Origin of the sequence: Mesorhizobium sp. B2-3-2, assembly GCF_006442295.1 — a bacterium.
Classification (GTDB): domain Bacteria; phylum Pseudomonadota; class Alphaproteobacteria; order Rhizobiales; family Rhizobiaceae; genus Mesorhizobium.
The window spans coordinates 274144-295251 of the sequence record NZ_VFWA01000002.1 but is presented as its reverse complement, the minus strand read 5'-3'; the positions used below and the strand labels follow the sequence as shown (position 1 = coordinate 295251).

20 protein-coding genes and 1 pseudogene are annotated in these 21108 nt (G+C 63.4%); 14 read left to right on the top strand and 7 right to left on the bottom strand.

The genetic code is table 11. The annotated features are described in order from the left end of the window. Positions 1-6: 6 nt before the first annotated feature. On the top strand, positions 7-486 hold the full coding sequence (locus FJ964_RS06650; protein WP_140549648.1) for a MarR family transcriptional regulator: 480 nt from the start codon (positions 7-9) through the stop codon (positions 484-486). A 39-nt stretch (positions 487-525) separates the two neighbouring features. Here the strand turns inward: FJ964_RS06650 and FJ964_RS06645 are convergent, their stop codons facing one another. After that, positions 526-825: a putative quinol monooxygenase gene (locus FJ964_RS06645; protein ID WP_140549647.1), complete on the bottom strand. Its 300-nt coding sequence runs from the start codon at positions 823-825 to the stop codon at positions 526-528. A gap of 115 nt (positions 826-940) precedes the next feature. Between FJ964_RS06645 and flhA the strand changes: the two genes are divergently transcribed. The 9 genes from flhA (at position 941) to FJ964_RS06600 (ending at position 12173) form a co-directional block, all read left to right on the top strand. Beyond that, positions 941-3028, top strand: a complete 2088-nt coding sequence (gene flhA / locus FJ964_RS06640) for a flagellar biosynthesis protein FlhA (protein WP_140549646.1) — start codon at positions 941-943, stop codon at positions 3026-3028. Beyond that, positions 3025-3777, top strand: coding sequence for a flagellar biosynthetic protein FliR (gene fliR, locus FJ964_RS06635; protein ID WP_140549645.1), 753 nt, complete (start codon positions 3025-3027; stop codon positions 3775-3777). The genes flhA and fliR overlap by 4 nt, the downstream gene beginning before the upstream one ends. A gap of 1 nt (position 3778) precedes the next feature. Continuing rightward, entirely contained in the window at positions 3779-4162 is a 384-nt protein-coding gene (locus FJ964_RS06630; RefSeq protein WP_140549644.1) for a hypothetical protein, read from the top strand. Positions 4163-4461: 299 nt separating this feature from the next. Next, positions 4462-6900: an ATP-binding protein gene (locus FJ964_RS06625; RefSeq protein ID WP_140549643.1), complete on the top strand. Its 2439-nt coding sequence runs from the start codon at positions 4462-4464 to the stop codon at positions 6898-6900. A 5-nt stretch (positions 6901-6905) separates the two neighbouring features. Continuing rightward, complete coding sequence (locus tag FJ964_RS06620; RefSeq protein WP_140549997.1) at positions 6906-7310, top strand: response regulator; 405 nt, start codon at positions 6906-6908, stop codon at positions 7308-7310. Positions 7311-7550: 240 nt separating this feature from the next. Beyond that, positions 7551-7943, top strand: coding sequence for a response regulator (locus FJ964_RS06615; protein ID WP_140549996.1), 393 nt, complete (start codon positions 7551-7553; stop codon positions 7941-7943). Further along, on the top strand, positions 7943-9709 hold the full coding sequence (locus FJ964_RS06610; RefSeq protein WP_140549642.1) for a YaiO family outer membrane beta-barrel protein: 1767 nt from the start codon (positions 7943-7945) through the stop codon (positions 9707-9709). Before FJ964_RS06615 ends, FJ964_RS06610 begins: the two co-directional genes overlap by 1 nt. Positions 9710-9711: 2 nt before the next feature. Then, positions 9712-10749, top strand: coding sequence for a HEAT repeat domain-containing protein (locus FJ964_RS06605; protein WP_140549641.1), 1038 nt, complete (start codon positions 9712-9714; stop codon positions 10747-10749). Then, a complete protein-coding gene (locus FJ964_RS06600) occupies positions 10746-12173 on the top strand; it encodes a glycosyltransferase family 2 protein (RefSeq protein WP_181172386.1) in 1428 nt (475 codons plus the stop codon). Before FJ964_RS06605 ends, FJ964_RS06600 begins: the two co-directional genes overlap by 4 nt. A gap of 15 nt (positions 12174-12188) precedes the next feature. Here the strand turns inward: FJ964_RS06600 and FJ964_RS06595 are convergent, their stop codons facing one another. Then, entirely contained in the window at positions 12189-12557 is a 369-nt protein-coding gene (locus FJ964_RS06595) for an Hpt domain-containing protein (RefSeq protein ID WP_140549640.1), read from the bottom strand. Between the two features lie 176 nt (positions 12558-12733). On the opposite strand from FJ964_RS06595, the gene FJ964_RS30920 reads away from it, so the two are divergent. Then, positions 12734-13000, top strand: coding sequence for a hypothetical protein (locus tag FJ964_RS30920; protein WP_181172417.1), 267 nt, complete (start codon positions 12734-12736; stop codon positions 12998-13000). 93 nt (positions 13001-13093) lie between these two features. Here FJ964_RS30920 and FJ964_RS06585 read toward each other — a convergent pair whose 3' ends face one another. Further along, positions 13094-13456 (bottom strand): hypothetical protein, encoded by a 363-nt coding sequence (locus FJ964_RS06585; RefSeq protein WP_140549639.1) that lies wholly within the window; start codon positions 13454-13456, stop codon positions 13094-13096. Positions 13457-13536: 80 nt separating this feature from the next. Here FJ964_RS06585 and FJ964_RS06580 point away from each other — a divergent pair, with 80 nt between their 5' ends. Then, a complete protein-coding gene (locus tag FJ964_RS06580) occupies positions 13537-14118 on the top strand; it encodes a TetR/AcrR family transcriptional regulator (RefSeq protein WP_140549994.1) in 582 nt (193 codons plus the stop codon). Between the two features lie 584 nt (positions 14119-14702). Here FJ964_RS06580 and FJ964_RS31295 read toward each other — a convergent pair. Then, a pseudogene (locus FJ964_RS31295) lies at positions 14703-14827 on the bottom strand (LysR family transcriptional regulator); the annotation flags it as partial. A 371-nt stretch (positions 14828-15198) separates the two neighbouring features. Here FJ964_RS31295 and FJ964_RS06570 point away from each other — a divergent pair. Next, positions 15199-15993 (top strand): SDR family oxidoreductase, encoded by a 795-nt coding sequence (locus FJ964_RS06570; protein WP_140549638.1) that lies wholly within the window; start codon positions 15199-15201, stop codon positions 15991-15993. 182 nt (positions 15994-16175) lie between these two features. On the opposite strand, the gene FJ964_RS06565 is transcribed toward FJ964_RS06570, so the two are convergent. From FJ964_RS06565 to FJ964_RS06555, 3 genes are all read right to left on the bottom strand, one after another. Continuing rightward, positions 16176-17057 carry a DUF1194 domain-containing protein gene (locus FJ964_RS06565; RefSeq protein WP_140549637.1) on the bottom strand — a complete coding sequence of 294 codons (882 nt, stop codon included), beginning with the start codon at positions 17055-17057 and terminating at the stop codon, positions 16176-16178. A 46-nt stretch (positions 17058-17103) separates the two neighbouring features. Then, positions 17104-17745, bottom strand: a complete 642-nt coding sequence (locus FJ964_RS06560) for a hypothetical protein (protein ID WP_224713173.1) — start codon at positions 17743-17745, stop codon at positions 17104-17106. Between the two features lie 111 nt (positions 17746-17856). Next, a complete protein-coding gene (locus FJ964_RS06555) occupies positions 17857-18855 on the bottom strand; it encodes a DMT family transporter (RefSeq protein ID WP_140549635.1) in 999 nt (332 codons plus the stop codon). Positions 18856-19006: 151 nt separating this feature from the next. Here FJ964_RS06555 and FJ964_RS06550 point away from each other — a divergent pair, with 151 nt between their 5' ends. Next, the gene (locus FJ964_RS06550; protein ID WP_140549634.1) at positions 19007-20980 is read left to right on the top strand and encodes a BTAD domain-containing putative transcriptional regulator; all 1974 of its coding nucleotides are present in this window, start codon (positions 19007-19009) and stop codon (positions 20978-20980) included. Positions 20981-21108 lie beyond the last annotated feature (128 nt).

Genomic DNA, 21108 nt, shown 5'->3' with positions numbered 1-21108 from the left:
TACATTATGCGCAAGCCAAATCAGCGCCCCTCGATCCCGGCTCCGGGCGAAGGCAAACGTGGCGAAGAAGGCTATATCGGCTATCTCCTGCGGCAGGCGGCGGGCGCCCATCGGCTCAGGGTCGAACGAGCGCTCGCCGATCTCGACGTGACGCAGCCGCAGTTCGTGACACTGACCATGCTGGCCGCCTACCCCGGCCTTTCCAATGCCGATCTCGCCCGGCTGGCCTTGCTCACCCCGCAAACGCTCAGCGTCATTGTCGCCAATCTCGAGCGGGCCGGCTCACTGGTTCGCAAGCCGCATGCAATTCACGGCCGCATAGTGCACCTCGACCTCAGCGACAGCGGCCGGGCGCTGCTGCGAGCGTGTCGGGAGCGGGTGCGCGCAATCGAGCGCGACCTGACGGAAGGCCTGTCGGCCGAGGAAGAAAGAACAGTCAGACGTTGGCTGGTCGCAATTGCTACGGCAGATGCCGCCAGATCCTGAGCCTCCGCCACGGCTTGTGGAAATCGGACCGCGAAGCGCTCAGGTCGGCTTCGGGTCGCCGGCCTCGTAGAGCACGAGATTGCGCTCGCCAATGCCGAGCGACGGCCAGCTTGCGCGCCAGTCCACAAGGTGTGGCGCGGCGAAATGTGCGTCGAGCGCCGCCCTGTCGCTCCAGACTTCCGTGACCCGGATCAACCCGGCATCGAGGACATCCTGCGCATAGGAATATGCGAGGCAACCGGGCTCGGCACGGCTGGCAACAACCATGCGTTCCATCGCTGGCCTTGCCTGTTCGAGCTTGTCGGGTGGCAGACGAACCGTGCCGATGATCAGCAGCATGAGATTTCCTTTCGATGGTTGGGCAGGCCCACTCTCCCACCCTCGCGCAAGCTTGGCCAGCTACCCTCGCCGGGCTGTCGCATGCTCGGCAGCCCCAGGGTTTTCGAGGACTAGAATGGCGATAAGCGAAAGCATCCAGCCCGGCGCCGTGGCCAAGAACGGCCGCGACGTCTTCTTCGCGCTGGGCATCGTCATCATCCTGGCCGTGCTGTTCCTGCCGATCCCGGCCTTTCTCATCGACGTCGGCCTTGCCTTCTCGATCGCCCTTTCGGTGCTGATCCTGATGGTGGCGCTGTGGATCCAGCGGCCGCTCGATTTCTCCTCGTTTCCGACCGTGCTGCTCATCGCTACCATGCTGCGGCTGTCGCTCAACATCGCCACCACGCGCATGATCCTGTCGCACGGCAATGAAGGCACGCATGCCGCCGGCTACGTCATCGCCGGCTTCTCCAAACTGGTCATGGCCAGCGATTTCGTCATCGGCCTGATCGTCTTCATGATCCTGATCGTGGTGAACTTCATCGTCATCACCAAGGGCGCCACCCGTATCGCCGAGGTCGGCGCCCGTTTCACCCTCGATGCCATCCCCGGCAAGCAGATGTCGATCGACGCCGACCTCTCCGCCGGCATGATCGACGACAAGACAGCGCAGTTGCGCCGCCGCGAGCTGGAAGAGGAATCCTCCTTCTTCGGCTCAATGGACGGCGCCTCGAAATTCGTGCGCGGCGACGCCATCGCCGGCCTCATCATCACCGCCATCAACATCGTCGGCGGCATCGCCATCGGCTATATCAGGCACGGCATGGGCATGGGCGAGGCCGCCGACGTGTTCATCAAGCTGTCGGTCGGCGACGGTCTGGTCACCCAGATCCCGGCGCTCATCGTCTCGCTCGCCGCCGGCCTGCTGGTTTCCAAGGGCGGCACGCGCGGTTCGACGAACCAGGCCGTGTTCGGCCAGCTCGGCGCGCATCCGCGCGCGCTCTATGTGGCGGCGGCGCTGCTGGTGCTGCTCGGCCTGATGCCCGGCCTGCCCTTCTTTCCCTTCTTCGCGCTCGCCGGCGGCATGGCCGGCCTCGGTTATGTCATTCCGATGCGCCACAACCGGGCCATGGCCGAGGCCGAGGCGCTGAAGAACCAGGAGAAGGCGACCAAGGCCGAGGAAGAGAAGAACTCGGTCAAGGCCTCGCTGGCTACCGCCGAGATCGAACTTCTGATCGGCAAGCAGCTTTCGACCCGGCTGCTGGTCTCGCATCAGGAGCTGGTCTTCCGCATGGCCAAGATGCGCAAGAAATTCGCCCAGCAATATGGCTTCGTCGTGCCCGAAGTGCGCGTCGCCGACGATTTCGCCATCCCGCCGAAAAGCTACCAGATCAAGGTGCACGGCACGGTCGTCGCCGAATATTCGATGCGCGTTGGGGAGATCATGGTGTTGCTCGGCAACCGCGATGTCCCCGAAATTCCGGGCGAGGAGATCCGCGAGCCGGCCTTCGGCATGCGCGCCTATTCCGTCATGGAAACATTCGCCGAGGATCTGAAGCGCGAGAACTTCACCTTTGCCGACAACATGTCGGTGCTGCTCACCCACCTCTCCGAGGTCATCCGCAACAACCTTCCGCAGCTCCTCTCCTACAAGGACATGAAGGCGCTGCTGGAGCGCCAGGATCAGGAATACCGCAAGCTCGCCGACGAGATCTGCACCACGCACATCTCCTATCCCGGCCTGCAGGCAGTGCTGAAGCTGCTGCTCGCCGAACGTGTCTCGATCCGCAACCTGCACCTGATCATCGAAGCCATCGCCGAGATCGCGCCGCATGTGCGCCGCACCGAGCAGATCGTCGAGCATGTGCGCATCCGCATGGCGCAGCAGATCTGCGGCGACCTTTCGGAAGGCGGCGTGCTCAAGGTGCTGCGTCTCGGCAACCGCTGGGACCTCGCCTTCCATCAGAGCCTCAAGCGCGACGCCAAGGGCGAGGTCCGCGAGTTCGACATCGATCCGCGCCAGTTGGAAGAATTCGGCCAGGACGCCACCAAGGCGATCAAGAAATTCCTCGAAGCCGGCGAGCGTTTCGTGCTTGTCACCGCGCCCGACGCCCGTCCCTATGTGCGTATGATCATCGAGCGCCTGTTCACCACGCTGCCGGTGCTCTCCCATGTCGAAATCGCCAAGGGCGTCGAGATCAGGGTGCTCGGGACCATATCGTGAGCGTTCTCTCGCAATCGGTCGTCATCGCGGCGTTCCTCGCCTTCTGCCGCATCGGCGCCTGCTTCATGCTGATGCCTGGCCTGTCCAGCGCCCGCATCCCGGTGCAGGTCAGGCTGTTCGTTGCGGTCGCCGCCACCGGCGGCCTGCTCGCCTTCCTGTGGGACAAGATCTTTCCCTTCGTCGATCCGCGTCCGCAGATCCTGGTGCCGATGATCGTTTCCGAACTCCTGGTCGGCGGCCTGATCGGCGCCATGACCAGGCTCTACATGGAAGCCCTGCGCTTCATGGGGTCGGCCATCGCCATGCTGATCGGCTATGGCGGCTCGGGCGGACCGGCGATCGAGGAGCCCGAACCGCAGGCGGCGCTCGCCGCCATGATCTCGTTCTCGGCGCTGCTGCTGCTGTTCGTCTTCGACTTCGACCATGAGATCATACGCGCGCTGGTGACGTCATATACGGTCGCGCCGGTCAACGTCTTCTTCAACCCGCAGGCGGCACTGGTCGATGTCGCCGACACCGTGTCGGACACCTTCTTCCTGGTCATCCGCCTCGGCAGCCCTTTCGTCGCCTATGCCATTCTCGTCAATCTCACGATCGGCTTCGTCAACAAGCTGACGCCGCAGATCCCGATCTACTTCATCTCCCAGCCCTTCGTCATCGCCGGCGGCATGCTCATCTTCTATTTCGCCGTGGGCTCCATGCTGTCGCTGTTCGTCGACGGCTTTGTCGACCTGACGCTGGCGAGGTGACATGAGCACGCGCAAGGACCGCCTGAAGAAGCTGGTCAAGGTGCAGGAACAGGTGAAGGCGCTGCACGAGACGCGCCACGCCACCCTCCTCGCTGCCGCAAATGCCGCCGAAGCCGAGGCCAAGGAACTGGTCGAGCATTTCGATAAGGACAATTCCCTCTCCGGTCTTTTCCCGGATCTCTACCACCGCCGCATCGCCCAGGCCGTCGTGCGCCAGGAGGCGAACCTCGAAAGCGCCAGGCAGGAAGCCGGCCTCGTCGCGTCGGCAACCGCGCGCACCAACATGGTCGAGCGCGCCTACAAGGAGATGCGCAACCGCGACGAACGCGAACGCTCCGACCGCGAACGCCTCGATTTGATCGCGCAGAAGCGGGGGCAGGAGTAAAGGAGGCAGTTCTGCAAGGGGAAAAGCGCATATGGCCACTTTGCGCGTCGTGTCGGCCATACGAGCAGTCCTTGCTCGGCCCGTAAGCGGACGCCTAAGAACAGCCATGGTCAATTCGAAGCTGGAGTTGCGCCGAAGAGATCAAGTGTCGACTTGATGCTCGAGGAGCGCGCAACCAAGACGCCTGCCATATCGTCGCGCGGGACGCCTTCAGTCCTACACCGGTGGCTGACGCGCAGCCTCTTTAGAGCTTGGATAGGTTTTGCCAATATGAATCGGAGAAAAGGAGCCGGAAAATCATGACCGATATCTGGCACTCACTCCTCGCCAATCTTGCCCTGGTCTCCATCTTGGTCGTCGCCTGGGACCTTGTGGCAGATTTCACGGGACGTCTTCCGCAGCGAACTCAGTCGCTGCTTCTCGGCGGGGTGATGTGCGTGGGCGCGATCATTTCCATGGCGACGGCTCTGTCCGTCTCCGGCTTCGTCGTCGATCTGCGCGCCGCTTTCGTCGCAGCCGCCGCGTTCTTCGGCGGGTGGCCGGCGATGTTGATCGCTACTGCCGGCTCCATCGCCTATCGGCTCTATCTTGGCGGGCAGGGTGCCAGCGCCGGCGTCATGAGCATCCTGATCACCGCCGTGGTCGGTCTGGCATGGCACCACATCGTCGCGGCCCGGTCGCGCACTATGTTCGATATACTCGGCCTCGGCGTGTCAGTCTCGCTGGCCGGACTGATCACCCTTCTGATCATCCCCCCGCAGGTCGTCGCCAGCTTTGTGCAGCAGAGCACGCTCCCGTCGCTAGTGTTCCGCTTCCTCGGCACCTTCATCATCGGCGTGCTGCTCGATCGCCAGCAGCGGCGGCGTGACCTCGCCATGTCCAACATGATCTATCGCGCCATGGTTCGCGAGTTGCCGGATTGCCTAAACGTGAAGGATGTCAACGGCCGCTTCGTCGTCGCCAATCCAGCCACTGCCGAAATGATGCGCGCCGCTTCGGTCGAGGATCTGATCGGCAAGACGGATTTCGATTTCTATCCGAAGGAGGTGGCCGAAGGCTTCAGGGAGGATGAGACGGGCGCGCTGGAGGCCGGGCAAACGTTGCGCATCGATCAGCCCGCACTGTTTCCAGATGGCAGGCAGGGTTGGCTTTACACCTTGAAAGCTCCTTTCCGCGACGAGGCCGGCAGGATCACCGGCGTCATCACCTACAATCGCGATATCACCGAGCAGAAGCGAAACGCTCAGCTCAAGAACGACTTCATCTCGACGGTCAGCCACGAGTTGCGCACGCCGCTGACGTCGATCCGCGGCTCGCTCGGCCTGATTGCGGCAGGCGTCGCGGGCGAACTGCCACCCAAGGCCGCCAACCTCGTCAACATCGCCCACAACAACAGCGAAAGGTTGGTCCTTCTCATCAATGACATCCTCGACATGGAGAAGATCGAATCGGGCGTAGTCGCCTTCAGGATCAAGCAGATGGCTGTCCGCCCGGTGCTGGAGCAGGCTATTGCCGCCAGTTCCAATTACATGGCCGAGAACAGGATCCGCATCGTCCTGGTCGACGATGCTCCGCGCGCCGAGGCCAATATCGACCCGGACCGTCTGCATCAGGTGATGGCCAACCTGCTGTCGAATGCGATCAAGTTCTCCGATCCCGGCGGCACCGTAATGGTGAAGCTCGAGCGTCGTGACCGCGACATGCTGCGCATATCGGTGGTCGACCAGGGAGCAGGCATCCCGGAAGCGTTCCGCAGCCGGATATTCGGCAAGTTCGAGCAGGCCGATGCGTCTAGCACCCGCAAGAAGGGGGGCACGGGCCTAGGCTTGAGTATCGTCAAAACTATCATGGAAAAGCTGGGCGGCGCCGTTTCCTTCGAGACAGAGGAAGGCAAGGGAACCTCGTTCCACGTCGACCTTGCCGAAGCGCCCAGGCACGACGCGAAGCCGGCTTCGCCGGAGCGCCCGCCGCCGAAGCCCGATGGCCGCATGCGTGTTCTCATCTGCGAGGACGAGACCGACGTCGCGGCAGTGATCGCTGCGCTTCTGGATGCGGAGGGCTTTTCCAGCGACGTCGCACCTGACATCGCCACCGCCAAGGCGCTTCTGCGGTCACGTGATTACGTGGCGTTGACGCTCGACATCAAGCTGGCGGGGGAATCCGGCATCAAGCTCTTCCACGACATAAGGGCATCGCCTGTGAATTCCGACATTTCGGTCATCGTCATCTCCGCTGTCGCCGACGAGGCCAGGCGGACGCTGAACGGGACGGCTGTCGGCATCGTCGACTGGCTGGAGAAGCCGGTGGATTCGGAGCGGCTTCACGCCGCTCTCGCCAAGATTGTCGCAAGCAGGATCGAGCCGAAGCCGAAAATCCTCCATGTCGAGGACGACGAGGGCGTGCTCGCGGTGATGTCGGAGGGACTGGGTTCCGGCGTCTCGATAACCTCGGCCAAAACGCTGAAGGAGGCCCAGCAGGCTATCGCGCTTCATCGCTTCGATCTGATCATCCTGGACATCGCGCTTCCCGACGGATCAGGGCTGGATCTGCTCGCCGATCTGCCGCTAGACACCCGTGTGATCGTCTTCTCGGCCGCGGAACTCGACCAGAAGCTCGGCGACGGGGTGCAGGCGATCATGACCAAGACCAAGGCCTCTGAAATAGACGTCGCGAAGCTGGTCAGAAACATGCTGGCCTCGTCACGCCACGACGTCGCCCCGACCCATGCCAAGGAGTGACGATGATGCCGGCAAGGATCCTCTATGTGGATGACGAGGACGATATTCGCGAGATTGCCCAAATGTCGCTCGAACTCGATCCGGAATTCGAGGTGCGGTCCTGCTCCTCGGGGGGCGTGGCGCTGACCGAAGCTGCCGATTGGCAGCCCGACCTCATCCTGCTCGATGTGATGATGCCGGACATGGATGGGCCTGAAACACTGACGCGCCTGGCCGATTCGCCGCTGACGGCATCAATATCCGTGGCGTTCATCACGGCGCGTACGCAAACGCATCAGGTCGAGCGCTATCTCGCCATGGGAGCGGTCGGGGTCATCGCCAAACCCTTCGATCCGCTGGCGCTTGCAGGTGAAGTGAGGAAGCTGCTCCGGCGGCGCGATGGCCCTGCCTGGGCGCGCCAGCGAAGGTGACGGCAAGAAGTCGGTCGGCAAGGCGCTGTTTGCCGTTTACGGCTCCCTATACCATGGGCCGATATTCATCTAGTGATTGTATCGAAATGCTGCCGTCGCGAATCGGCTTTATCTATGATTGCACGACGTTAGCGGCCGCGGGCAAAGCCGCGCGGATTTCTGGCATGGACCGCTTTGGCGGATGTCGGTTCATGGGTTGATCACTCCGGGGGGCAACGAGGCGCGATCGGAGCAGGACTGGTGGATGGAGCGAAGGCAAGAGTTCTGATCTGCGATGATGATCCCTTGTTGCTCGAGCTGATGGAATTCAGGCTGAGGGCCAAGGGATACGAGGTCATCAAAGCGGTGGACGGAGCCGAAGCGCTGGTGAAGTCGGAGCAGGAACGCCCCGACATCATTGTGCTCGACGCTATGATGCCCAAGGCCGACGGTCTCGAGGTGCTGACCCGCATCAAGGGCGACCCGGCTCTGTCGGAAACACCGGTGATTATGCTGACAGCCCGCAAGGCTGAAAGGGACATTGTCTCGGCCCTTGAGAAGGGAGCCGACGACTATTTGGTCAAGCCATTCATCCCCGAGGAGCTTCTGGCCCGGCTCGCGCGTCTGATCTCGCGCAAGGGCGGGAAACGCTGATGAGGCGCAGCCGGCGCGCAGCTCTGGCCGCATGCCTGGTCCTGGCGATCGCAGCGCCTTCCTGCGCCGCGCTGGCGCAGACGGTCGACGAGCTCTATGCATCCGGCGTCAAGGCCAGGCAAGCGCAGCATTTCGAGGAGGCGGCGGATCTTTTTCGGCGCGCGCTGGCGCTCAAGCCCGACAATACCGACGCTCTGGTCCAGCTCGGCTTTGCCGAGCTCGGCCGCGACAAGCTGCCGGCCGCGCGCGATGCCTTTTCCAGGGCGCTTTCCCTTGCCCCGGCGTATCGGGACGCCAGCTTCGGCATGGCGGAAGTTGAGTTCCGCTCCGGCAATCTGGATGCCGCGCTGCCGCTCGCTGAATCGGTCGCCCAGACCGATCCCGGCAATGCCGATGCCGCCGCACTTGTCGAGAATATCCGCAAGGCCAAGCAGGCCGGCAAGGCGAAGCTGGCCAGCCAGGCGAAACCGGCTCCGGCTGCCGCGGCGCCTTCGAAGCAGCCAACTCACCAGCGGCCCGATCCTGTCGCTGGCCTGATGGAACAGGGCAGGCGGTTGCGTGCGGCGGGAAAGCTGCCCGATGCAGAGAAGATTTATCGCCGGGCGCTAAGGCTGGCGCCGAAGAACACTGACGTCATGGTCGCCCTTGGGTTGGTCGTGGGCTCCAGCCAGCGCTTCGACGAAGCCGGGCATTTCTTCGACCGCGCCTTGGCAACAAAGCCCGGCCTTCTCGACGCGCGGCTGGGCAAGGTCCGCCTGGCGATCTGGCAAGGCGACGCGCCGCGCGCCCGCGCCCTGGTCGACGGTCTGCTGGCCTCGGCGCCGGACAATGTCGAGGCGCTCGACCTGGACGCGAGAGTAGCGTTGCTTGAGGCCGACTACGCGCGCGCCGGGCAGTCATTCAAGCGCGTGCTTGCGGCCGATCCGCGCAACGCTGAGGCGCTGGTCGGGATCGGCGATGTGCGCCGCGCCGAGGGTGACGACGACGCCGCGCGGCAGGCCTACGAGCAAGCGCTCGCCATCGAGCCGGGCTCTGCCGATATCGAGCAGAGGCTGGCCGTGCCGCCGCCGCGCAAATGGCGGCTCGACCTCGGAAGCGAGGTGAGCGATCTCACCGACGGGCTCGGCGACTGGACCGACAGTTCGGCCGGTCTTGCTTATCGGCTGTCGCCGCGCATGACGGTTTCCGGCCGCACCCGGCTGGCCACCCGCTTTGGCCACACCGACATCCAGATCGAGGGCCGTGTCGATCGGGCCTTCTCGCCCGCATTCTCCGCCTATGCGTTGGCTGCGGCGACCCCGGACGCGGATTTCCTGGCGCGCTATTCGATCGGCGCCGGCGCTTCGTGGCAGGTCGTGGCCCCGGCAAAGGCGTTCGGACCGTTAACGCTCAACATCGACGCCCGCTATGACAATTTCGCCGACACCGGCGTCACCAGCATCTCACCGTGGGTGCAGGGCTATGTCCTCGACGGCCGCCTGGGGCTTTCCGCCCGCTGGGTGCATGCGCAAGACGATATCGGCACACGTGCTGACGGCTATGTGCTTCGCGCCGACCTCGCGGTGACACAGCACTTCAATGTGTTCGGCGGCTACGCGGACGCCCCCGAAATCTCCGACGGCACGCTGGTGCCGACGCGCACCGCCTTTGGCGGTATTTCCTGGGACGTCAGCGACCCACTGACGCTGCGCGCCAGCATCGCGCATGAGCAACGCCCGACGTTCGACCGAAGCATATTCGGGCTCGGACTGACCGCGCGGTTCTGACCATGTGGTACATCTGGGACCTGTCCATATTGCTCAGCGCTCTTTCCCTGGTGATCATGCTGTCCCTGGTCGCGCGGCGCGTGCTGCAGGAGCGCTGGGGCAGAGCCGGGGCCGACCAGCGGCGCCAGCTTCTGACGGCGCTGATCGCCTTCACCGAAAACCGCGACCGCGAGACCCTGAAGGCAGCGGTGCTCGCGGTGCCGGCGGGCGTGGCGATCAACGCCGGCTTCGAGTTCATTTCGATGCTGCGCGGCGAGGAGCATGACGACGTCCTTGCGGCGTTCAACGAATGCGGCCTACCGGCCCTTGTCGGCAGGCAGCTGGAAAAAGGCAATGTGGCCGATCGCATACACGCGGCCGAGATGCTGGCGGCCCTGCGTTCGGAAGGTGCGGTGGCAAGCCTGCTTTCGGCGCTCGATCACGACCGTTCGCGCGAGGTCAGGATCGCCGTCGCCATCGCGCTCTGCGATCTCGGCAGCCTGCCGCCGCTGGGCATTGCGCTGCGCAAGATCGGCGTGGCGGGTCAGCGCTCGCGGCGCCTGATCGAGCTTTTCAGGCGCTTGCCGCCGGCGCGCCTCGACGAGCTCGCGGACCGCGCCGCGCGCGCTGACGCCGTGCCCTTCATTCGGGCGGCTGCGATCGACGCGCTTGCCCGTGCCGGCGGCTTTCGCTTCGCCGATTTCTTCGCCCGCCTGGCCGGCGACGCCTCGCCCGAGGTGGCCGCCGCGGCGCTGCGCGCGCTCGGCCTCACGGGACACGCTGACGCGTCGGCGATCCTGGCGACCGCGATGGCAAACGGCGACTGGGACGTGCGCAGCGCCGCCGCCGATGCAGCCGGCCGGCTCGGCCTGTCTGAACTCGCCCCGCCACTGGCCAGGTTGATGGACGATGAGGCGTGGAACGTGCGCTATGCCGCCGCCAATGCGCTGCGCTCCTTCGGCCAGCCGGGAGAGCGGCTGCTGCGCGAGATTGCCAAAAGCGAGGTCTCGCGCAGTCAGCGCACCGCCTCGCTCGTTCTTGCCGAGGGGCCAGCCTCATGATCGCCGACTGGAGCCACGAAATCGTTCTTGCCGCCACCATCCTGTCCTGGTTCATCATTGGGGCGGGGCTGGCGCAGACGACGATCTATCTGCTGCAGCTCGTCGTCGCCGGCTATGCGCTTTCCAAGCGCCCGCCGGTGGCGCGCTCGGCGCTGCTCTGGCACCGTTATAGCGACGTCGCACCGCCGATCGCGCTGCTGGTGCCCGCCTATAACGAGGCGTTGAACGTGGTAGAGAGCGTCCATTCCATGCTGGCGCTCGAATATCCCAATTTCGAGGTGATCGTCATCAATGACGGCTCGAAGGACCGGACGCTGCAGAGCCTGATCGAGGCCTTCAGGCTGGTGAAGTTCCATCGGCCCTATGAGGAGGCGCTCGCGCACAAGCCGATTCGCGGCCTCTATTCCTCGCCGATGACCGAGCGGCTGTTCGTAGTCGACAAGGAGAATGGCGGCAAGGCCGACGCCCAGAATGCCGGCATCAATGTCTGCCGGGCCCCGCTCTTCTGCGTAATAGACGGCGACTCCATCCTTGAGCCCGATGCGCTGATGCGCGCTGCCCAACCTTTCATCGACGACCCCGAGCGCACCATCGCCGTGGGTGGCACGATCCGAATCGCAAACGGCTCGAAAATCGAGGCCGGCAGGGTGCGCGAGATCCATTTGCCGCGCCGCCTGCTGCCGCTGCTCCAGGTAGTCGAATATCTGCGTGCCTTCCTCATGGCGCGGCTTGCCTGGAGCCGCATCAACACGCTGATGCTGGTGTCCGGTGCCTTCGGCATGTTCCGCCGCGCGGAAGTGGTGGCGGTGGGCGGCTTCACCAAGGGTTCGATGGGCGAGGACCTGGACCTCGTCATCAAGCTGCATCGCCACATGCGGGACGCCAGGCGCAAATACCGCATCCAGTTCATCCCCGAACCGGTGTGCTGGACGGAGGCGCCGGAATCGCTCAGCGTTCTGGCAAGGCAGCGCACGCGCTGGCAGCGCGGTGCGCTCGAATGCTTCTTCCGCCACCGCGCCATGCTTTTCAATCCGCGCTATGGCCGCGTCGGCTTTCTCGGTTTCGGCCACATATTGATTGTCGACGTGCTCGGGCCGGTGGCGGAGGTGCTGGGCTATATCCTGATCCCGGCTTTCTGGCTGCTTGGCATCCTTTCGGCGGAGTATCTTTTGGCCTTCACCTCGCTCATCTTCACCTATGGCGTCTGTGTGAGCGTATGTTCCCTCATCCTCGAAGAGGCCGAGCTCCAGCGCTTCCCACGCGCCCGGGACCTAGCCGTGCTGACCGCGGTCGCCGTGATCGAGAATTTTGGCTATCGCCAGCTCAACAATTTCTGGCGCGTGAAGGGCTGGTGGCAATTCTTGCGGGCAGACCAGAACTGGGGCGAGATGACCAGGACCGGCCTGTCGGGCGCCAAGAAATAGGCGTGGCCGGACGCATCATTGCAGCGTCCGCTCAATCTCTGCTATCAGGGCGTCGAGCGCGGCTTCTGCCGCCGCTTCATGCTCCTTCTCGATCAGCAGCGCCTCCAGCGCGGACGCCCGCGCGCTGATCTCCGCAAAGCCGAATGTCCCCGCCGCCCCCGCCAGCGAGTGGGCGATGCGGGCCAGCGCATCGCCGGAAGTCCCGGGCGCGGCACTTCGCTCACGTGTGGCCTTCAGCGCCGCCAGCTGGTCGGCACATCGGGCAAGGAAGCGTTGCCGCAACGCGGCGAAAGGGTCGTTTGAGATGGGGCTGTGCTCCATTCCGGGATCGAGGGTATTCAAGCAGAAACAGGCTTGGGTTGAAACGGGCTGCTTGTCGCGCATTATCTTTTGTGAGTGGGCGACCACGATCGGCGCTGTTAACGCAAATGCGATTCCGCCAGCCGTGCTATGGACGGCCGCTTTGCGCCGCACTCGGCGGCACGCGCACTTCTGCGCCTACATGCAGACTCCCCCATGGCGAACTGTACAGTGCAAGGTCGGCTCTCCGGCGAGGTGACATGAGCACGCGCAAGGACCGCCTGAAGAAGCTGGCCAAGGTGCAGGAACAGTTGAAGGCGCTGCACGAGACGCGCCAGGACACGGCCGAGGCGTTCAAACCAGCGGCGCAGGGCTTCCTTGTCGTGGCGCTCTCCACCAAGCGCGTGGGCGCCGCCAACCCGATGATGGAAATGCGGCGCGAGTGCTTTCGCCGCCGCATCCCAGCGATGATTGTTGACGTCATCGAAGCTCTTTCGGATCGATTTCTCGACGAAATAGCTATATAGCATTTCACTCTCCTCCAACTCATTCGGTAGCGTGATCGAAGGCACTTGTGGCGAGCTGTTCGGACGCAGCCCACGCCACGCAGGGTCTGCCCGTCAGCGCATTGTCGCGTCGGCTCGCAGGTAGGTGTCAGTCTCTGTCGAGATCGTCACCTCCTCGCCCGACCTTGAGAACGCATAAAGCGAATCCTGATGGCCCGGCATGGAAAAGGCCACGGAGTCGCCGTCAGCAAGGCCCATGACGAAGCGCAGCGGATCACCTCCGGTCTTCGGCGCGAAGGTGGCGGTGACCTCCAGCAGGTCGCCGGCGACCGGGACGTAGTAGACCACCATGTCGAGCTTTCCCTCGTGCAGGCTGGCAGCTTCGATCGGGCGTCCGATGGTTGCTTCCTCGGCAAAAGCCGGTTGCGCAAGAAACATCGCGGCCAGAAGGGACGCACTCAGGGTTTTGCGGATCATCTCATATCTCCTTTTTTAGATTGCATTCGACATCTATATAATGTATAGATTACGAATGCAATCTAAAAAAGGAGATGGCGATGCGCGTAAGTCGCACTCAGGCCGCGGAAAACCGCGAAACCGTGATCAATGTGGCAAGCCGCCTTTTTCGGGAGCGAGGCTTTGACGGCATTGGCCTCAAGGATCTGATGAAGGGCGCCGGGCTGACCCAGGGCGCCTTTTACAAGCAGTTCGAGTCGAAAGACGACCTGGCGGCGCAGGCATCCAGGCGCGCGATGGAAAGCGCCACCGACAAGTGGTCGGCCGCGACGGCGGCAAACCCTGGGAGACCGCTCGACGGGGTGATCTCATTCTACCTCAGTATGGATCATCGCGCGGAAAAGATGGACGGCTGCCCGGTCGTCGCGCTCGGCTCGGATGCGGCCAGGCAAGGTGCCGAGGTGAAGGCCTCATTCGAGGCCGGCATCAAGGAGTATCTCGAGATGCTCGGCGGTTGGGTTGGCGAGGACGACGGCGAAAAGGCCGGCGACAAGGCAATGGCCGTTCTCTCGACAATGGTCGGCGCGGTACTGCTCTCGCGGGTGGTCAACAACCCCGACCTCGCGCAGGCTTTTCTGGATGCCGCGGCCGATCAGGTGCGCGAGACAGTCGCCATCCGATGATGCTCCGGCTTTACCGCATGATCCTCAAAGCGCGCCGGGAGCCGACGGTCATTCCACCGACACGGCGGCGGTGAACGTATAGCCGACCCCGTAAACGACCTTGATCGGTGCCTGCAGCTTGGAATGATGCTCGATCTTGCGGCGCGGCCGGCTGACCACCGCGTCGAGATCGCGGTTATCGAAATGGACTTTGGGGCGGGCGAGCGTTCCACCAGATCTTCACGCCGGCACACCTCGCCCTTGCGATTGGACAACACATTGAGGAAAGCGAACCCGGTGGCCGTCAGCTTTAGCGAATGCTGGTTGGGCGCGGTCGGCAGCCAATTGGAGCCATTGAGTACCCAGCGGTCTTCGTTTCCGTCCGCGGCGTCCGGCGTGTCGCCCGCCCGCCGCAGCAGGCTACGGGCGGCCGCTTCTATCTCGCGCAAGGTGCTGTGCTTGACTAGGTAGATGTCGGCGCCGCTGTCGAAGCCGCGAATGCGGTCATCGCTGCCGCCCAGCGCCGTCAGCGTGATGATGCCGCATTGGCTGTTTCGGCGAATCTCGGCGGCCAGATCGAAGCCATTGCCTTCGGGCAGTCCGACATCGACGAGCTGGGAGATGCGGCGCAGGACGATCGAACAGACACGCCGGGGCGCTCGCTCGCCGCTCGGACCGAACCGTCGCGCGCGACTGCGAGGAAGTAACGGATATCGTCCCAGTCGATCATCGAGACGTTCGCGTGGTCACGTGAAGCCTCCGGTGCAATTTCGCACCACCCTAGTGCATATCTTCCGACTGCATGGCGCGCCTCGGCACGCCTACTTCTTGGCGTGAGGCAGCGGCGATGCGTCCGCCCACGAAGGAGAAGCGCGATGAGCTATTCAATCATAAGATCTGGGGCTGTTGGCCAGGCATTGCCTGTATATTCGGCCGCCAGGAAATGGCGGTGTCCATGGCAAGCACCCGGGCTCGGCGTCTTTCGGCACTAGCATCGGAACGCCTGCGTGCGCTCGCGCGGCTTATCTAGCTGAGCGGCATCAGCTGACCTCCGGGCCATCTGTCCGGTCGTCCGGCCACCTGTAATCGGAGATCAAGGGCATGAACATCGAACTCAAGGGCCGCAAGGCCATCGTCACGGGATCGACCGCCGGCATCGGCCGCGCGATCGCCGAAGGGCTCGCGCGCGCAGGCTCCGCCGTCGTCCTCAATGGACGTACGGAAGAGCGGGTCGCCGCGACGCTCCGGGAACTGCGCGCGCTGCTGCCTGACGCCGACCTCACCGGCATTGCCGCCGATCTCGCGACGGCCGAGGGCTCGGCGGCCCTCGCGGCGCAGGCGCCGGATGCCGACATCCTCGTCAACAATGTTGGCACTGCGCGTCCCAATGGCTTCTTCGAGCAGGACGACGCCGCATGGCTCGACCTCTTCCAGCTCAACGTGATGAGCGGCGTGCGCGCCGCGCGCCACTATATGCCGGGTATGGTCGAGCGCGGGTGGGGACGGGTCGTCTTCATCAGCAGCGAGTCCGCGCTCGCCATCCCCAAGGAGATGATCGACTACGGCATGACCAAGACCGCGTTGCTGGCCGTGTCGCGCGGGCTGGCCGAACTTGTCGGTGCCACCGGCGTCACGGTCAACGCTGTCCTGCCGGGGCCGACCGACTCCGAGATACTCGGCGGCTGGATGAAGGCCACCGCGAAGGAGCAGGGCATCACGCAAACGGACGCCGAGCATAATTTTCTGAAATCGCTGCGTCCGACCACGCTCATCAACCGGTTCGCGACAACCGAGGAAGTCGCGAACATGGTCGTCTACACCTGCTCCGAGCAGGCCTCGGCGACCACCGGCGCCGCGCTACGCGTCGACGGTGGTGTGCTCCGCTCGATCGGATGAGCCGCGCTCCCGCCGCCGCGGTGGCATGGGGGGTCACCGCGGCTGAGCCGGCCTCAAATCGGCGCCGGCTCGGGTGACTCATATCGGCAGCGATTATCGGATCGTTGGAGCCGCCTGATGCCAGGAGCCGCCCTCTGCTCTCGGCCCTACGCGGCCGTGCAGCAATTCGCCACTGCCCGGAATTATGGTTGAGAAGAGCGCCCGTCCGCCGGTTGCGGGAATTGTCCTTCGTTGTTCATGCTTACTTCCGTGACCAGCTTGCGGCGAAGCGCCGTGCTGTAGTCGTTTGGCCCTTTCGGCGTCATCACGAAGGCCTGGGAACCGCCAATGACCGATTTGGCAAAATAGGATGCCAGCGAATTGTCGGGATCGTCGTCTTCAGTGGGAATGGCGATCGCGTTGATCGTATATCCCTTGGCAATGGCGTTGAGCCTGCTCGGCTGAACAGGAAGTCCGTCGTTGTTCTCACCATTGGAAGAGATATCGATGACTTTCTTGGCGGCATTTCCAGGAAACTGGTCCAGCAGAAGACTGCCAATGTCGATAGCCGAGGAAACCGATGTTCCGGCTCGCCCTCGACGGATGACGCCGGTATCCCCTTTCCTGCTGATCTCCGCCGCTGCCGCTCTTGCATCTTCCAGTCCGCAAATGCTTGTCCACGGCAGTATGGTGCGTGCGTGTCCGGGGCTCGACCATTCAAAGTAGGCCACGCCGATGCAGCCGACGTAATTCCGGCCGATGGCGGCGATGATCTCGGGCGAGGTGAGTGCTGCGGCATGTCCCTCGCGCTGCAGATCGGCGATCTTTGGATCAATCGACGACGAGAAGTCGACCGCGAACACGATGGCAACGTCGACATTCGCTGCATGGGCCGGGAAATTCCAGAACGCAGAAGCTGCAAGTATCCCCGCCAGTCTCAGGAGTGAATTGGCTCGCTTTGCCAGCCCCCTTCCCGATGGCTTTGTGGGCGAAAAAAGATTGGCCCCGACTATCGACCGCACCCGCCCGCGAAAGGAGACCGCTCCAGAAGAGGGACCGACGTCCTGATACATATCTGTAACCATGCCATTCTCCATCTCGACAACCGATCGTTGTCAAAGCCGCCCATTTTCAACATGTGGAAATTTGACGAGGGACCTTGGACCTAACGCCGAACAGCAGCAGATCGGCCTTGGTCCACAAAAGATAACAGCCGAGTAACGTCAGCGGCATGATGAGTGCCGCGAAGGACTCGCCCGACCAGACCACCGGCAAAGCCTGGCCGAGGACGACGGTTGTCGCCACCACTGCCGGCAACCTGCTGGCGAGCACCGCACTGCGGAACGGATCGGGCCAAGCGGTCGGCCACACCGGAACCTGCCTGCCCGGCCTGTGAAAGGCGCTGCCGAACTTGCCGAGCGCATGCAGCAGGCCAGAGGTCGCCGCAAGCAGCGGGTCGCCGAGCAGCAACAGCGCGATGCCGAGCCCGATTGCGCCTAATCCCGAGAGGAAGTCGCCCAGACGATTGAGGGTGGGATCGGGAACATCCGGCTTTGCCCAAGCTCGGTGGTAGGCTTCGCCGCCGCAGAAAAAGACGAGGGTAGCCAAGGTGAGCGCAACAGTGCCATGGCTGCCCGCGAAATAGTCCATCACCGCCGCGATGGCAGCGCTTTCCTCATGCGGGCCGACTGGCGCGGCCGCAATTTGGGTTGCAAGACCTACGACGAGGCCAAGCGCGTTGCCACTGTTGTAATAGCCGCCGGGTCCCTTCATGCGGGCACCAAGGGCTGATCTCAAACGTGTAAGCGGAAGAAGGACTGTCCATGCGTTCATCACAGCACCCCCGCGGCCTGTCCGGCGGCGATCGACACGGCGACGTTCGGATCAGCGGCAGTGGTCATCGCATTCCTCCACCGGACCTGAACTGTTGACGCGCCGTTCGCCTGCCCCGCTTGCCGGCACCGTTGCAAAGGCAGGGGCAATGTCGAAGAGTTGGTTCGAAGCAGTCCGCAAGGACTCGCGTGCCCGCGGCGTTCGGTTCGATCGTGCTACGGAAAGGATCGCACCGAGAATGATCGCTGCTCCCAAGGCGCCCGGCCACGAACTCCGCTCGCCCAGGAAGATCGCCGCGCCCAGCGCCCCGAAAACGCTTTCGGCACTGACGATCACGGCGGCGTGGCTGGCAGGCGTGAAGCGGAGGGCAACCGTCTGTATGCCGAAGGCTATCGCGGTGGAGAAGACGCCGAGTATCGCCAATTCCGGGCCGGCTGCGAATGCGGCGGCCAGCGACAGGTTGCCATGCATTGCCCCGAGCGGCAGGGCGAAGACCGCGGCGCCGAGGAATTGTGCCGCGGCGGCGGTGAACGGCCGCGCATGGGCCTGCATGTGCCGGCCGAGCTCGACCGCCCAGAGCGCATAACAGGCAGCCGAGAGGACGGCGGTGAGATCGCCGCTGCTGAGGCCGCCGATCCCATCCGACAAAAGCAGGGCTCCGACCAGGGTCAGCCCGGCAGCGATCGTGAGGCCCGCCGTCGGACGCTCGCCGACCAGCAACCAGGCGGCCAATGGTGTCATCACGGTTGCCGTGCTTACCAGGAAGCTTGCATTCGTGACCGAGGCTCCCAGATAGCAAAGCTGCTGAAGCGTGATGGAGATGGCGAACAGCGCGCCCACCCTGGCCAGGCTCGGAAAATAGCCCGCCCCGATCGCCACTCGCCTTTCGGTCAAGACAAAGGGCAGCACCAGCAGCCCGCCGATCAGACAACGCAGACTTACCGCGCTCATGGCGTCGAGATGGACCAGCACCGTCTTTTGCGAGACGTTGCCGAAGCCCCACAATGCGGCTGCAAAGAGCAGCAGCAAATCGGCTCTTGTTCTGGACACGCGCCCCTCTTGAACCAAGCATTGCGTTGACTTGGCGGCCTAATTTAGCGAAGTCTAAATGACCTGCCGTCACGGGGGCGCTTGAAGCGCGGTGACGGACGATTGCGGAACGTTAGATTTGCGTTAGAATTTCGTCAGGCTGAGGCAGCAGATGCAAAGTGACGACGGCGGCGCTGCAAATAAAATCTCACTCTTCGGCGGCTTCCGTATTGAAACAACTGGCCCGCTTCGACTGGCTGGGAAACGCGGCCCGGCAATCGTTGCTTATCTGACCCGATGTCCGGGCATGGCAGCAACGCGGGAGAAACTGGCTGACCTGCTATGGGGCGACAGCGATGGCGAACATTCGCGCAACAGTCTTCGCCAAACCCTCAGCATCCTGCGCCGCGATCTCTCGGGTGTCGATCTTATCCATTCCACCGGAGAGTTGATCCACCTCAGGCCAGAGACGTTTCGGGTCGATGTGGAGGAGTTCGAGACGGGTCTATCGGCCCGCTCCGCGCAGGAACTCGAAAAGGCTCTGGCGAACTACACTGGCCCGTTCCTCGACGGTTTCCATGTGGGAAGCAATGGCTTCGACGACTGGGTCGCGTCGGAACGCGACAGGTTGCTCGGTCGTGCGCTTGAATCGTTCGAGAAACTGGCTCGCCTCGTCGACGCTGAAGCGGGCCTCGTCCTGGCCGATCGCGTCCTGGCTATGGATCCGACGCGGGAAGAATCCTATCGGCTCAAGATGGAATTGCTCCTTGCTTGTGGTCAACGCGACAAGGCGCTCAGGACATACGAGGCTTGTAGAAACATGCTGAAGAAGGAGTTCGGCGTCGAAGCCGGCCCTGAGACGCGGGCACTATGGCAGTCCCTGCTGCTCACTTCCGACACGGCGTCACACGCACCGTCGGCAAGTGGTGTTGCGGCCAGCCATCGCCTCGGACGCCCCTCCATTGGCGTTGCCGACTTCACCAATCTGACCGGAAAACAAGGCGACAATTTTTTCTCCAAGGGACTGGTCCAGGACATCACGACAGCCCTTTCCGAGGTGGCCGACTATGTCGTGCTCTCCGCAGTGCCCCCGACAGATAAGGTCGGCCTGCGCCAAGAAGGTAAAGCGCCGGGAGCGCTGCGGGCACAATATGTGCTCAGCGGCAGCATCCAGAGATCCGGCAATGGGCTGAGGGTGAACATCCAGCTTGTCGATGCCGTCGGCGGTCATCATGTCTGGGCCCAGAAGTTCGACGGCCACTCCGAGAATGCGCTCGAATTCCAGGACAGGATCGCGCAGTCCGTCGTTCTGGCGGTGATCCTCGAACTTCAACTGACCAACTGGAAGGTCCGCGACAAGAGTCCGCCTGGTCCCCCTGAAGTGCGCAGGTTGGTGAACGAGGCGCTCATGAAATATTTTGAGATGACCCAGGACTCGCTGCTGGTCGGAATGGAACTTGCGACGAAGGCGCTCTCGATAGGGCCCGACAACGCCCGTGCGAAGCGGACGCTCTCGATCCTAATTTCCATGGGCATCGCGTTTGGCGCGCTGCCCCGCGAGCAGGGCAATATTGAGTATACGCTGGCGCTCGCCGAGGCCGCGGTGCGGGCGGTGCCGGACGATGAAATTGCCCGGTGCATCTTGTCATTCGCTCTCGAAAGTTGCGGTCGTATCGACGAGGCGATCGTCGAATGCCGGCACGCCATCAGCCTCAACCCAAATTATCCGAGCGGCCACGGCGATATTGCGATGCTCTTCGCGCTGCGCGGACAGGTCAGCGAAGCCGTGCGCGAGGCGAACGAGGCGATCCGGTTGGGAACCCATGACGTCATCGACTACTGGCGTCACCACGGGCTCGTTATGGCGCTGTTTGCCGGCGGAGACGATCAGCGGGCGCTCGAGGTCGCGCGCAAGGTGGTCAGGACAAAGCCGGGCTTCGTTCGTGGCGCGCTTTATTGGGCCGCAGCCGCGGCCGCGACCGGCAATCGCGATGAAGCGTCGCGGGCCATCCATCATTGCCTGTCACAACTTCCGCATCTCAATCTGGGCAATATCTGCCCTGGCTTTGTGCCGCGCTATGTGAAGGATCATCACCATTCCCGGTTCCTTGAAATGCTGTCGAGGGCCGGTCTTCCCCCGTCCTGAAGCGCGTCACGTTCGGCGAGAGGCCTTCTGCTGGTCGTTCTCCCAAAACCGGAAGCCAGTTTATCCGACATGCGTTGTTGAAAATCTGGCTACGCGGCTGGATGCAGAGAACCCTGACCTTACCCCCT